This window comes from Roseobacter cerasinus, assembly GCF_009811755.1.
In the GTDB taxonomy this organism is placed as follows: Bacteria; Pseudomonadota; Alphaproteobacteria; order Rhodobacterales; family Rhodobacteraceae; genus Roseobacter; species Roseobacter cerasinus.
The window spans coordinates 16,813-29,455 of record NZ_BLIV01000009.1 but is presented as its reverse complement, the minus strand read 5'-3'; the positions used below and the strand labels follow the sequence as shown (position 1 = coordinate 29,455).

General features: G+C 62.0%; 13 protein-coding genes. 5 read left to right on the top strand and 8 right to left on the bottom strand.

From position 1 onward, the window contains the following. Nucleotides 1-3: 3 nt before the first annotated feature. Complete coding sequence (locus So717_RS18975) at nt 4-885, bottom strand: AEC family transporter (protein ID WP_159980264.1); 882 nt, start codon at nt 883-885, stop codon at nt 4-6. Between the two features lie 21 nt (nt 886-906). Continuing rightward, complete coding sequence (locus So717_RS18970; RefSeq protein ID WP_159980263.1) at nt 907-1,215, bottom strand: DUF6476 family protein; 309 nt, start codon at nt 1,213-1,215, stop codon at nt 907-909. Here So717_RS18970 and So717_RS18965 point away from each other — a divergent pair. The 3 genes from So717_RS18965 (at nt 1,214) to So717_RS18955 (ending at nt 4,294) form a co-directional block, all read left to right on the top strand. Next, nucleotides 1,214-2,242: an RluA family pseudouridine synthase gene (locus So717_RS18965; protein WP_159980262.1), complete on the top strand. Its 1,029-nt coding sequence runs from the start codon at nt 1,214-1,216 to the stop codon at nt 2,240-2,242. The two genes, So717_RS18970 and So717_RS18965, sit on opposite strands and share 2 nt — an antisense overlap. Before the next feature lie 182 nt (nt 2,243-2,424). Further along, nucleotides 2,425-3,321 (top strand): RNA polymerase sigma factor RpoH, encoded by an 897-nt coding sequence (gene rpoH / locus So717_RS18960; protein WP_159980261.1) that lies wholly within the window; start codon nt 2,425-2,427, stop codon nt 3,319-3,321. A gap of 274 nt (nt 3,322-3,595) precedes the next feature. Next, nucleotides 3,596-4,294: a hypothetical protein gene (locus So717_RS18955; protein WP_159980260.1), complete on the top strand. Its 699-nt coding sequence runs from the start codon at nt 3,596-3,598 to the stop codon at nt 4,292-4,294. 2 nt (nt 4,295-4,296) lie between these two features. Here the strand turns inward: So717_RS18955 and So717_RS18950 are convergent, their stop codons facing one another. Then, the gene (locus So717_RS18950; protein WP_159980259.1) at nt 4,297-6,111 is read right to left on the bottom strand and encodes a M3 family oligoendopeptidase; all 1,815 of its coding nucleotides are present in this window, start codon (nt 6,109-6,111) and stop codon (nt 4,297-4,299) included. A 215-nt stretch (nt 6,112-6,326) separates the two neighbouring features. Here So717_RS18950 and So717_RS18945 point away from each other — a divergent pair, with 215 nt between their 5' ends. After that, nucleotides 6,327-7,220, top strand: coding sequence for a hypothetical protein (locus So717_RS18945; protein WP_159980258.1), 894 nt, complete (start codon nt 6,327-6,329; stop codon nt 7,218-7,220). A gap of 9 nt (nt 7,221-7,229) precedes the next feature. Here the strand turns inward: So717_RS18945 and So717_RS18940 are convergent, their stop codons facing one another. The 5 genes from So717_RS18940 to So717_RS18920 are packed head-to-tail and all read right to left on the bottom strand — an operon-like array spanning nt 7,230 to nt 11,995. Then, on the bottom strand, nt 7,230-8,123 hold the full coding sequence (locus So717_RS18940; RefSeq protein ID WP_159980256.1) for an amidohydrolase family protein: 894 nt from the start codon (nt 8,121-8,123) through the stop codon (nt 7,230-7,232). Continuing rightward, nucleotides 8,116-9,714: an ATP-dependent DNA ligase gene (locus tag So717_RS18935; RefSeq protein ID WP_159980254.1), complete on the bottom strand. Its 1,599-nt coding sequence runs from the start codon at nt 9,712-9,714 to the stop codon at nt 8,116-8,118. The genes So717_RS18940 and So717_RS18935 overlap by 8 nt, the downstream gene beginning before the upstream one ends. After that, nucleotides 9,711-10,718 carry a ligase-associated DNA damage response exonuclease gene (locus So717_RS18930; RefSeq protein WP_159980252.1) on the bottom strand — a complete coding sequence of 336 codons (1,008 nt, stop codon included), beginning with the start codon at nt 10,716-10,718 and terminating at the stop codon, nt 9,711-9,713. The genes So717_RS18935 and So717_RS18930 overlap by 4 nt, the downstream gene beginning before the upstream one ends. A 39-nt stretch (nt 10,719-10,757) precedes the next feature. Beyond that, the gene (locus So717_RS18925; protein WP_159980250.1) at nt 10,758-11,705 is read right to left on the bottom strand and encodes an alpha/beta fold hydrolase; all 948 of its coding nucleotides are present in this window, start codon (nt 11,703-11,705) and stop codon (nt 10,758-10,760) included. After that, nucleotides 11,705-11,995 (bottom strand): SCP2 sterol-binding domain-containing protein, encoded by a 291-nt coding sequence (locus So717_RS18920; RefSeq protein WP_159980248.1) that lies wholly within the window; start codon nt 11,993-11,995, stop codon nt 11,705-11,707. The genes So717_RS18925 and So717_RS18920 overlap by 1 nt, the downstream gene beginning before the upstream one ends. A gap of 73 nt (nt 11,996-12,068) precedes the next feature. On the opposite strand from So717_RS18920, the gene So717_RS18915 reads away from it, so the two are divergent. Next, nucleotides 12,069-12,626, top strand: coding sequence for a tetratricopeptide repeat protein (locus tag So717_RS18915; protein WP_159980246.1), 558 nt, complete (start codon nt 12,069-12,071; stop codon nt 12,624-12,626). Nucleotides 12,627-12,643: the final 17 nt, after the last annotated feature.

Sequence of the window (12,643 nt, the reverse complement as noted above, 5' to 3'; positions counted from 1 at the left end):
AGCTTAGAGAACCACGCTCAGCAGCAGCGGCAGCGTGACGACTGACAGCAGCGTTGATACCACAACCAGACCGGCCACGGCTTGCGCGTCCGCCTCGTATTTCTCTGCGATCAGATAGCTGGTGACAGCGGCGGGGGCGGCCAGTTGCAGCACGAGGATGCCAAAGGCCACATGCGGCAGCTCGAACCATAGCCCCAAGGTCCAGCCGATGCTGACGCAGAGCGAGATTTTCGCGATGGCCACCCAAAGCGACCGGCTGACATTTTGCGGAGTGAGCCGTGCCACCGCCACCCCGAGCGTGATCAGCATCAGGGGAATCGCCATTTGGCCCAACAGGGACAGGGTGTTTGTGACAACCGGCGGTGTCTGCCAGCCTTGCCAGAGAAAGAGCGCGCCCAGAAGTGTGGCCGCCACCATCGGTTCCTTGAACATGGTCAGCGGAGAATTGGTGCGCGCCACGGTCCAGACCCCAAAGGTGAAGGCAAAGATCGACGAGACCGCAAAGACCACCACTGCATAGCCGAACCCTTCATCGCCATAGGCAAAGAAGGCCAGCGGCAGCCCGATGTTGCCGGTGTTGCCCATCATGATCGGCGCCAGATAGGTGCGCACCTCAAGCCCGGTCAGCCGCACCAGGCACCACGCCCCGAAGGCTGCGCAGGCATAAGCCACAATGGCGGCGATGCTGATTTGCGAGAGGGATTGCGCGGGGATCTCCGTCTCCATCAGCGCCACGAAAATCAGGGCCGGGACAGCGAGTGTCATCGACAGCCGGGTGACAAACTGAACTCGGTACTCAAACCCCAGACGTACCCACAAAAACCCGATCCCTGCCAGAAGGAAGACCGGCGCGGTGATCTCGATGACTTTCAGGGCGAGGTCCAAGGGCGGCTCTCCGGCAGGGGCTTAGTCGATGGTGATAGTCTTGCGCAGTTGCCCGGTGACCCGGTCAAAGATTAGGATCTCATCCGCATCGGTTGTCACCGCATACCAATCCGGCCCTTGGGTGAAGCTGATCGCGCTTGCGCCTCCCGGCAGGACGATGCTGTCGGGCAAATCTGGGGGCGGCGCGTTGAAACGCATGACAATCAGAACGATGATCAGTATGACACCGCCAATCATCGTTGCGGTCAGCACTGTCACCAACCGGCGCAGAAATCGCAGGTTGGTGGGCTCTTGCAGGGCCGCATCCGTATCCGGTTCAGGGGTGTCCATGCCGTCTCGTCACATCCGTTTCACCATCGGCGATGCACCGCCTCCGCGCCTTGATAAGGCGCTTGCCCGCGATGTGCCAGAGGCGGCGGCGCTGTCGCGCACCCGGCTGGCCCGCTTGATCGCGCAGGGCGCCGTGCGGGTTGGGGGCCGGCCTGTGTCTGACCCAAAGACGCGCATCGAGGCCGGAGCCGAGGTTGTGATTGAGGTCGAAGAGGCACAAGACAGTCATATCCTGCCCGAGACCATCCCCCTTGACGTGGTTTACGAAGACGCGGACCTCATCGTGATCAACAAACCGGCGGGCATGGTCGTGCATCCCGCGCCCGGCACGCCGTCAGGCACCCTGGTCAATGCGCTTCTGGCTCATTGCGGTGAAGACCTGAGCGGGGTGGGTGGTATGAAACGCCCCGGTATTGTGCACCGCATCGACAAGGACACATCGGGCCTGCTGGTCGTCGCGAAATCGGATGCTGCGCATCACGGGCTGGCCGCGCAGTTCGAGGCGCATTCAGCGGAGCGCTACTACAACGCGGTGGTCTACGGTGTTCCCGATGGCAGTGACCCGCGTCTGCGCGGAGTGAAGGGCGTGAATTTCGAGCCCGGGCACATTCTGAAAATCACCACGCAGCTGGCGCGCCACAAGACGGACCGCCAGCGTCAGGCGGTCTTGTTTGACGGCGGCCGCCATGCGGTGACGCGGGCTCGAACCGTCGCGCGCTTTGGCACGCCGCCGGTTGTGGCACTGATGGAATGCTGGCTGGAGACCGGGCGCACCCATCAGATCCGCGTGCATCTGGCGCATGCGGGTCATGGTCTGATTGGCGATCCGACCTACGGTGGCAAACGCAAGCTTGCGGCGAAGGCGCTCGGCGAGGCTGCGTCCGAGGCCGTCAAAACCTTCCCGCGCCAGGCGCTGCATGCGGCGGTCTTGGGCTTTGAACACCCGATTTCGGGGGAAAAGCACCGGTTTGAGGCACCGCTGCCGCAGGATATCGCCGATCTGCTCACAAGCTTGGGCGCGGGTTGACACAGTCTGCACGCCTGCGTGATGGCACAGGGATGTGAAGTGTTAACGCTGGCGCCGCGCGTAAGGTTTTCGTTAACGCTTCGGCGATACCGTGATCGTTAACATTTTCCGGGGCGCCGACTTGAACTGATCGGTTCAGGCCCCATATTCTATGTTAAGCCTGTAAACATTGGGAGGCTCCCATGGCGAATTATGCAAATCTACCGGCGCCGACGCCGGAGGGCGGATTAAACCGCTATATGCAGGAAATCCGGAAATTTCCCCTGCTGGAACCGGAAGAAGAATATATGCTGGCCAAGGCCTGGGTCGAAAAGGAAGACACAGCTGCGGCTCATAGAATGGTGACCTCGCATCTGCGCCTCGCGGCCAAGATTGCCATGGGTTATCGCGGCTATGGGTTGCCGCAGGCCGAAGTGATCTCGGAGGCCAATGTGGGTCTGATGCAAGCGGTGAAGCGCTTTGACCCGGAGAAGGGCTTCCGCCTCGCCACCTATGCCATGTGGTGGATTCGTGCCTCGATCCAGGAATACATCCTGCGCAGCTGGAGCCTGGTGAAGCTCGGCACCACGTCCGGGCAGAAGAAGCTGTTTTTCAATTTGCGCAAAGCCAAGAACCGCATCGGGGCCTTGGAAGAGGGCGACCTTCGCCCGGAAAACGTGGCCAGAATCGCAACCGATCTGGGCGTGACCGAAGATGAGGTCATCTCCATGAATCGCCGCATGTCTGGCGGCGATGCCTCGCTGAATGCCACTGTCGGCTCTGACACCGAAGGGGCGATGCAGTGGCAGGATTGGCTTGAGGATGAGGATGCCGATCAAGCGGGCGACTATGAGGCGCGCAACGAGCTGGAAGCGCGGCGGGAGCTGCTCGGTGATGCGATGAGCGTGCTGAACGACCGGGAGAAGGATATCCTGACGCAACGGCGTTTGTCGGACAAGACGGTCACGCTGGAAGACCTCAGCGCCGAATACGACGTCAGCCGCGAGCGGATTCGCCAGATCGAAGTACGCGCCTTTGAAAAGCTGCAGAAGCGGATGCGCGAATTGGCGCGCGAGAAAGGGATGCTGGCCAGCGCCTGAGCGCCTGCGACCCTCTAAAGGACAGGCGACACACCAGCCCGGACACCAGATATGGCGTCCGGGCTTTTTGCATGTTTCGGCGCGGCAGTAGATCGAATGCGCGAAATGGGATATTGTTGCATATCCACTGTTCTGTGCGAGGCTGGGGGAGCGCGTGCCGCAAGGTTTTCTTGTCAAACCCGACCCGTATGGAGCGCCCCTTTTTTCAGGGTGCGTTGGTGGAGGTGAATTTTAACAAGATCCGTTTGATAAAACTTTGATTTAGGAGATTAAAATGAAGTATGGCCCCTATTTTGCGATATTCATCGTCGCGGCTGTAGCGGCTTACGCTGCGGCGATCGGTTTTGGCAGCATGTCGTTCAAACAAAATCTGGCCGAGCTTGTGGTGACCCATTTGCTGGCCTTGATGTTCTTTGCCCTGCTGATCGAACGCGCAGTCGAAGTGATTGTGAACAACAAGTTCATCAAGCGCGAGCTGGAGATCAACAGCCCCGTTGTGACCCTCAAGCGCAAATGCGCGATCCTGCAGGCGGCGCTCGATGCGGCCTTGCTGCAAACGATCCCGGATATGAGTGATCAGACCGCGCTGGCGGATGCGAATGCGGCAAAGAATGAGAATATTGCGCATTTGCGTGGGCTGATTGCCTCGGCCAAGCGCGACAAGATTGCCGCTGATCAGGCGGCGATGCCGCTGCGCGAGGAGTTGGGCACTGAAAAGGCGGCTTTCGCGGCGACCACGGCGACGATCCTTGGTGGGCTTGTGGCCCTGACGGGGACGACGGTTCTGGCGGAATTTGTCGATATTTCTGCCGCGACGGATGCCCGCCAATTCTTTGGCCTGTTTGATCAGCCGGAGTTTTTTGTGGCCGTCGATATTCTCTTCACCGCTCTGATCCTGGCGGGCGGGTCGGAGGGGATTCACCAGATCGTCAAAGGGTTTCTCTCCGCCCGGGACGATCTGGCGCTGACCTGAGCCTAGTCTTCCATCGCCTCCAGCTCATCGATGAAGCCGGAAATCATGCTCAGACCCTTGTCCCAGAAGGCGGGGTCTGAGGCATCGAGGCCGAAGGGGGCCAGAAGCTCCTTGTGGTGCTTCGAGCCCCCGGCTTTGAGCATCTCGAAATATTTGTCCTCGAAGCCGGCGTCGCCCTCGGCATAAACCGCGTAGAGCGCGTTCACCAAACCGTCGCCGAAGGCATAGGCGTAGACATAGAAGGGTGAATGCACGAAATGCGGGATGTAGGCCCAGAACGTCTCGTAGCCGTCCATGAACTCGAACGCAGGCCCAAGGCTTTCGGCCTGAACGCTCATCCACAGAGCGTTGATATCATCCGGTGTCAGCTCGCCACCGCGCCGCGCCGCGTGCAGCTTGCATTCGAAGTCGTAGAACGCGATCTGCCGCACAACGGTGTTGATCATGTCTTCGACTTTGCCCGCCAGCATCACCTTGCGCTGCGCGGTGTCGGTTGCGCCGTCGAGCATCTTGCGGAAGGTCAGCATTTCGCCAAAGACACTTGCGGTTTCGGCCAGCGTCAGCGGCGTTGATGACAGCATCTCACCCTGCTCGGCGGCCAGCACCTGATGCACCCCGTGCCCCAGCTCATGCGCCAGCGTCATCACGTCACGCGGTTTGCCCAGATAGTTCAGCATCACGTAAGGATGCACGTTGGTCACGGTTGGATGCGCAAAGGCGCCGGGGGCCTTGCCCGGTTTCACACCTGCATCGATCCAGCCTTTGCGGAAGAACGGTTCCGCAATCTCACCCATGCGCGGATCAAAGGCGTTGTAGGCCTCCATCACCGTGGTTTCCGCCTCAGCCCAGTTGACGATGCGCGTGTCTTCCATAGGCAGCGGCGCGTTGCGATCCCAGACCTGCATTTTGTCGAGGCCCAGCCACTTGCGTTTGAGCTCATAGTAGCGATGGCTGAGTTTGGGGTAGGCCCCGACGACCGCATTGCGCAGCGCTTCGACCACCTCTGGTTCCACCTGGTTGCTGAGGTGACGGCCGAGTTGCGCCGTTTCCATCCCGCGCCAGCGGTCGACAATCTCTTTTTCTTTGGCCTGTGTGTTGTGCACGCGGGCAAAGATCTTGATGTTCTCGGCGAAAACGGTGGCCAGTTCCCGCGCCGCCGCCTCGCGCTTGGCACGGTCGGGGTCGGTCAGCAGGTTCAGCGTGCCCTCGATGTTCAGCGCCTCGCCGTCCACCTCAAACTCCAGCCCCGCGATGGTCTCGTCAAAAAGCCGCTCCCAGGCGTCGCCGACGACGCCCAGATCATGCAGGAACTTCTCAAGTTCGTCACTGAGCTGGTAGGGTTTCATCGCGCGGATGCGGTCAAACACGGGCTTGTAGCGCGCCAGATCGGCATTCTGCGCGTGAAGACCATCGAGGTGATCATCGGCCAGCCGGTTTATCTCCAGCGTAAAAAACACCAGCGGCGTGGTGAAATTGGTGATCTTCTCCTGCAGGTCGGCCATGAACTTGGCCCGGCCCGCATCTGTGGTCAGTTGGTAATAGCGCAGGCCCGCGAAGGACATGATGCGCCCGGCGACCTGATTGATCTTTTCGTTGCGCAGCACACAGTCGAGAAAGCCTGCCGCGTCCAGACCTTCCAGCTTGCCCTCATAGTCGGTGGCAAAGCTTGTGCAGGCCTGCTCCAGCCAATCCAGATCACGCTTCAGCTCCGCGGCGTCTTCGCTGGTGTAGAGATCGCTGAGGTCCCATTCCGGCAGATCGCCAAGCGGGCTGGCACCTCCGTTGGCATTGGCATCGTAGAGCGGGCGGTTGAACATGGTGGTCTCCTGATCCGTCGGGGCAGCGGTCGCGGTGTTGAAACCCGAGACCTTGCGCGTCCCGGATGAGGTAAAACCCTGCCGCGCGCTTCGCAACCGGTCAGGGGCACATAATTCTTAAGAATGCGCCGCGATTGGTCTAGACTTCGCAGTATCACATGGGTCGAATATCAAGGCGACATTGGTTTTTTAACAGAGATAGAGGGGGATCACAGATGCAAAGTCAAATGGCCGTGGGCGTCGGAGGGGGCTTGCTGTTTGGCGTCTTGCTCTCGGTGGCCATCAGCGGGACGCTGACGGACGGCAAGATCGAACGTGCCGTTGGCAAAACGAGCGAGACGTCGGAGGCGGCCATGGCTGCCGCGACAGAGGGTTTTGAGGCCCGGATCGCTGAGCTTGAAGCCGCACTCAGCGAAAGTGCGGCAAGCCTCGACGAACGGCTGGTCGCACTGCAAACGGAGACGGCCGTCGAAATGGCGGCGCTTTCTGCGGCCACCGAAGGTCAGGCCAACGATCTTGCGGATCTGGTTGAGCAGATGGCGCAGGCCCCACAGGCCGCGCCCGCCGAGGCTGTGGATTTGGACATGCCGACCTCAGAGGCCCGCGGCGTGGGAGAGACGGCGATTTTTGCCGATGGGGCTGTGCGGGTTTTTGTCTCGGCAGTGGATCAGGACGGTGGCAGCGCGCGGGTGAGCGTGAACGGCGAGACGCAAAGCCTGAGCATCGGCGCATCAGCGGCAGTCGCCTTGGACGGCGGTGAGTGCGCGGTGGCGCTGGCCGACGTGACGGAGGCGGGTGCGATCATTGGCTCCGACTGCGGAGTTGAAACCACACAGGCCACGGACGCAGCGGCTGCTGATATTCCGCCTGCGCCCGAGGACGGTCACACGCCGGGCACAACCGTGTCACTGGCGGATGGGGCGCTGCGGGTCTTTGTGTCGGCTCTGGCGGCGGATGGGTCTTCGGCGCGTCTGGCGGTGAACGGCATCGACGTCGTCGCCGTGGCCTCGGGCACGTCAATCGATGTGGCAGCGGGCGATCAGGCCTGCACGCTCACGGTGACCGGTGTGGGCAATGGCATGGTCGGTCTGGAGGGCAGCTGTTCCTAGCGACCGGCGTTATGCCTCCCCTGAAGGGCCGAAACCAAACAGCTCTGCCGGGTTATCGACGAGGATTCGGTCGCGGGTCTGCGCGTCTGGTACAACGCGGTCAAAGGCGTTGAGCAGATCCGCCGCCTGCGGCATTGTCGCATCTGCAAGCATGAGATGCGGCCAGTCGGAGCCCCAGAGGCACCGCTCGGGGTTTGCTGCGATCAGCGCCGCAACCAGCGGATCCGCATCCGTATAGGGGGCTGCACACATGCGGTAGAGCGCGGAGAGTTTCACCCAGACCTTCCCCTCGCTCAGAAGCGCGCAGAGCGTCCGAAACCCCGCGCTGTCCGGCGTCAGCGCGTCTTTGGGCCAGCCGATGTGATCAAAGACAACATCCACCGGCAGTTTCCGGACGTCCTCGGCCAACTCACCCATGTGTTGGTCGGCGTGGCAGAGCATCTGAATATGCAGCCCGCGTTCGGCCAGCGCCGGGGACATGGCCTTGGCGCCCTCCCAGCTCAGCACCCCGCCGTGTACGTAGTTCAGGCGCACGGCAACCATGTTCCAATCCACGAACCGGTCCATCTCGGCCTCAGGGGCACCATCGGGGAGCAGACCGACACCGCGAAAGCCCGCGCCCATCCTGCGCACAGCCTCGACTGTGACGCTGTTGTCGGTGCCATAGAGGATCGAATGCACGATCACGCCACGCGAGATGCCAAGCGTGTCGCATTGGGTGCGGAACATGTGAAGCCAGCCGTCAAGGTCCGGGCCGGGGGCGGGGTTTTCAACACGTCCGTCCCACAGCGGGAACTCGCCGCGCCCTCCGACCAGATGCACATGTGCGTCGCAGGCGCCCTCAGGCGCGCGGCGCTTGGGTGCCTGTGGGGCAGGGGGTATCAATGCGTCTGGCTTATCCATAGATCCTCAGCATGTCGTTCAAATCCTCCAGCGTGTTGGCCTCTTGCAGCGGTTTGTCCTGCCGCCAGCGCGACATACGCGGAAACCGCAGGGCAACGCCAGACTTGTGGCGCGGGCTCGCCTGAATGCCTTCAAAAGCGATCTCGAACACATGGTGCGGCGTCACCTGCCGGACCGGGCCAAAGCGCTGCAGCGTGTTCTTGCGCACCCATTTTGTGATCTCGCGAAACTCGGCGTCCGTCAGGCCGGAGTAAGCTTTGGTGAAGGGCAGCAGATCATTGCCGTTCCAGACCGCAAAGGTGAAATCGGTGAAGAGATTGGCCCGCCGCCCGTGGCCTGCCTGCGCATAGATCATCACCGCGTCTATGGTCAGCGGGTCGAGCTTCCACTTCCACCAGTCGCCCTTCTTGCGCCCGACAAGATAGGGGCTGTCGGCGCGCTTAAGCATCAGCCCTTCCGCGTTCTCATCTCGCGCGACGGCGCGGATTTCACCCAGATCGTCCCAATCGTCGAAGTCCAGCTGCGGCGAGAGCCGCACCGGCGCTTCGGGTGGCAGATCTGCGCAGGCCTGTTCCAGCAGCGCGCGGCGCTCGGCGAAGGGGGTGTCGCGCAGGTCTGCCCCCTGCCATTCGAGCAGGTCATAGGCGTGCAGCACCACGGGTGCTTCAACGAGCAGCTTTTTCGGCACTGTCTTGCGTCCGATCCGGCGTTGCAGCGCGTTGAAACTGGCCGGGCTGTCGGTTTGCGGGTGCCAGACCAATAGCTCGCCGTCGAGTACTGTTCCGGGTTGGAGGAAATCAACCGCGCGCGCCAGTTCGGGGAAGCGATCGGTCATCAGTTCCTCGCCGCGTGACCAGACAAAATGCTGCCCATCACGCAGGATCAACTGGCCACGAATGCCGTCCCATTTCCACTCTGCGCGCCAGTCCTCGCGCGCGCCCAGGGCATCCGGGCCATCCTCCAGCGCGTAGGCCAGATAGAAGGGGTAAGGGCGCGAGGCATCGGCGGAGGCATCCTCGGCCTCGATCAGGCTTTCCCATGTGGTGTCATCGGGGTGCCAATTGCCCATGAGCCGATGCGCCAGCTCCGCCTCCGGCTTGCCCGTAGCCTTGGCCAGCGCCCGGGTCATCAGTTTCTGGCTGACACCCATTCGGAACCCGCCGGTGATCAGCTTGTTGAACACAAACCGCTCCGTCCCGCCCAATTGGGTCCAGGCCTCCAGCACCGCGGTTTTCCGGTCGGCATCCTCGACATCGCTCAAACTGCGCAGCTGCGTGATCCAGTCCGACAGGCTGCGGTCAGACGTGCTCTCCACCGGCGGCAGCACCAGTGCGATGGTCTCAGCCAGATCACCGACGATGGGGTAGCTTTCCTCAAAAAGCCACAGGGGGATGCCGGCCTGCTCTGCTGCCCATTCGCGCAGTTTGGTCGTGGTGACCGCCCGCTTGGGCCGCCGCCCGGAGAAGAGCGCGATGGTCCACATGCGGTCCTGATCCGGTGCATCTCTGAAATAGTCCGCGAGGGCGGCCACCTTCACGGTGGTCTTTGTGCTTTGATCGATGGCGTTGAAGAGAGCGGCGAAGCGGTTCACGCAGCGGGCTCCGCATCCAGCGTTTCACCTTCGAACTCCGTGGGCACGACCTCAGCCTGCCAGCCGTTCTCTGAGAGGTAGCGCGCGAAGATATCCGTGTAGCCGTGCGTGACATAGATGTGCTCCGCGCCTGTCTCCTTGACGGTGCTTAGAAGCCCGTTCCAATCGGCATGATCGGAAATGACAAACCCACGGTCGCCTGCCCGCCTGCGCCGCACCCCACGCAGCTGCATCCAGCCGCTGGCAAAGGCGGTCTCTTGCGAGCCGAACTTCTTGGCCCACGCACTGCCCAAGGCGGACGGCGGGGCCAGCACAAGTGCACCCTTGTGTGCCTTAGGGTCAATCTCGGCTGTGGCAGCGATGGTCTCCGGCAGAGCGAAGCCCTGCGTCCGCAGCACCGCATTGGTGTTTTCCACCGCCGCATGTGTCAGAATCGGCCCAACCTCCGGGTCGAGCATGTTCAGCAGGCGTTGCGCCTTGCCAAGCGCATAAGCGCCCAGAAAGGCCGTTTTCCCAGCGGCAGCGCAGCGCGCCCACCAGCTGTTGATCTCTTGCGCGATCACTGCCTGCGGCTGCCAGCGAAAGACCGGCAGGCCAAAGGTCGATTCGGTGATGAAATGATGACAGCGCTGCGGCTCGAACGGCTCTGATAGCCCATCGGCCTCGACCTTGTAGTCGCCCGAGGCCACCCAGACTTCGCCCCCCACCTCAACCCGGATCTGCGCTGAGCCGGGGACATGCCCCGCAGGATGAAATGACACCGTAGCATCGCCGATTTGCACCGTCTCGCCAAAGTCGATGCCCTGCGTGGTGATCTCACCCAACCGGTGGCGCATCACTGGCAGCGCGGCGTGCGTGGCCATGTAACTCTTGTGCCCCCAGCGCGCGTGATCCGCATGGCCATGGGTGATCAGCGCACGCTCCACCGGGCGCCAGGGGTCGATATAGAAATCACCAGCCGGGCAGTAGATGCCGCGATCCGTGAAGGTCAGGGTGGGACTCATAGCCGCCAACTTAGAGGTCTGAGCCGATTTGCCCAGAGATCAGCCGTGACCACGCTTGAGAAAAAGGGCAGCCACTTTGTCAAAGAGCGGCCCGGCCACGGCCTCGCTTTCCATCAGCACCTCATGTTCGCCGTTGGCCACCAGCTCCAGCGTGCCGTCTTTCCACTTGGCCATGCGGGTCTGGATGGCCGAGGTTTCCACGATGCGCTCATTGGTGCCCACGAAGGTGACGCAGGGCAGGTTGGGCGAAGGGCGTGTGGCCAGGTGCCGTGTCTCCCGCAGGGCCTCGCGCAGCCAGACAAAGCTGGGGCCGCCCAGGGCCAACTCTGGATGGGTCTCCAATTGCTTGCGCATGAAGTCGAACTGCTCAGGGTCTCGCGTGAGCAGATTGCCCTCGAACCCGTCCGTCAGCACGTGATGTTCGATTTTGGTGCCGGGCGGCAGGCCGGCGCCCCGGCCGATCAGCGGCATCACATGGCTGAGCGCCCAGGCGAAGGGGCGCAGATGTGGCGCAAGCTTGATCCCCCACATGGGCCCGCTGAAGGCCGTGGCCTGTACCGACAGCCCCTCCATTGCGGCGCGCAACCCGATGGCACCGCCCATGGAATGCGCCAGCAGGAAAAAAGGGCGCGGCATTTCCAGCGTCCGGGCCGTACGCAACAGCGCGTCGACGTCTTTTTGATAGTCCGGGAAGCTGTCCACATGCCCGATCAGCGGGTTGTCGAGCATACGATCGGCCAGACCTTGCCCGCGCCAGTCGATGGCCATGCTGGCCAAACCGCGTTGCGCCAGTTGTGCCGCACAGATGTCATATTTTTCGATGAATTCGGTGCGCCCGGGGAAGATCAGAACCGTGCCTTTGGCCTCCGGCCTCTGCCATGCGCCGATGCGGATACGCTTGGCATCAGACGTCTGTGCCCAATATGCGACACCGCCGGGGGCTCCGAACGCGATGTCGCTAAGAAAGGGCGCAGACGTCAGTGGCATCAGGCAAGCGCCGAGGCCAGCTGCATCGCCATTCCCATGTCGCCATCGACGCTGAGCTTGCCGGTCATGAAGGCGCTGGTGGGGTTGGTCTCACCTTCCAGGATCGAGCGGAAAGTGTCTGCATCGGCTGACAGCGTGACATCTGCCGCCTCGTCCGCCGCCCGGGCGCCGCTGCTGTCCATCATCACGGTGCCTTCGCCTGCGATGTCGAATTTCGCGGTGCCGCCAAAATCGGACCCCGCCAGTTTTTCGTTCAATGCGGCCACGGCCTCGTTCACAATATCGCTCATCTTCATGCCCTTTTCGGTTTAGAGCAGTCTGGGTCTGGAATTGCCCACGCTGCCTGTTACATTCAGATTTGTTATGGCCATGAAACCCTATTTCCTCAAACATATCGTTACGGCATGTGTCGCAGCGGTGATTTTTGTGACACCCGCAGTCGCGCAGCAGTCGGAAGAGACATTGTTGCAACAGTTGAGCGCGGCCTCGGAAACCGATGCCGGGCGGCTGGACCGTGAATTGTCGCTGATCTGGGACAATTCCGGCTCTCCCTCCATGAACCTGCTGCTGAAACGCGGGCGGGACGCTTTGGAAGAGGAGGACACCGGCACGGCGATTGAGCATCTGACCGCACTCACCGATCACGCGCCCGAGTTCGCCGAAGGCTGGCACGCGCGGGCGACGGCCTACTATCAGGCGGGGCTCTACGGGCCCGCGCTCGATGATCTGGAGCGTGCATTGGCGCTGAACCCCAACAATTACAATGCCATCTTCGGCCTCGGTGTGATGTTGCGGGAGTTCGGCGATCTGGAGCGCGCTGGCCAGGCATTCGAGCGGGTTCTGGTCTTGCACCCGCATCACGAGAACGCAAAAGCCGCCCAGGAGCATCTCAAGCGCAGCGGCATCGGCCGCACGCTCTAATTCCAAAGCACGAAGGA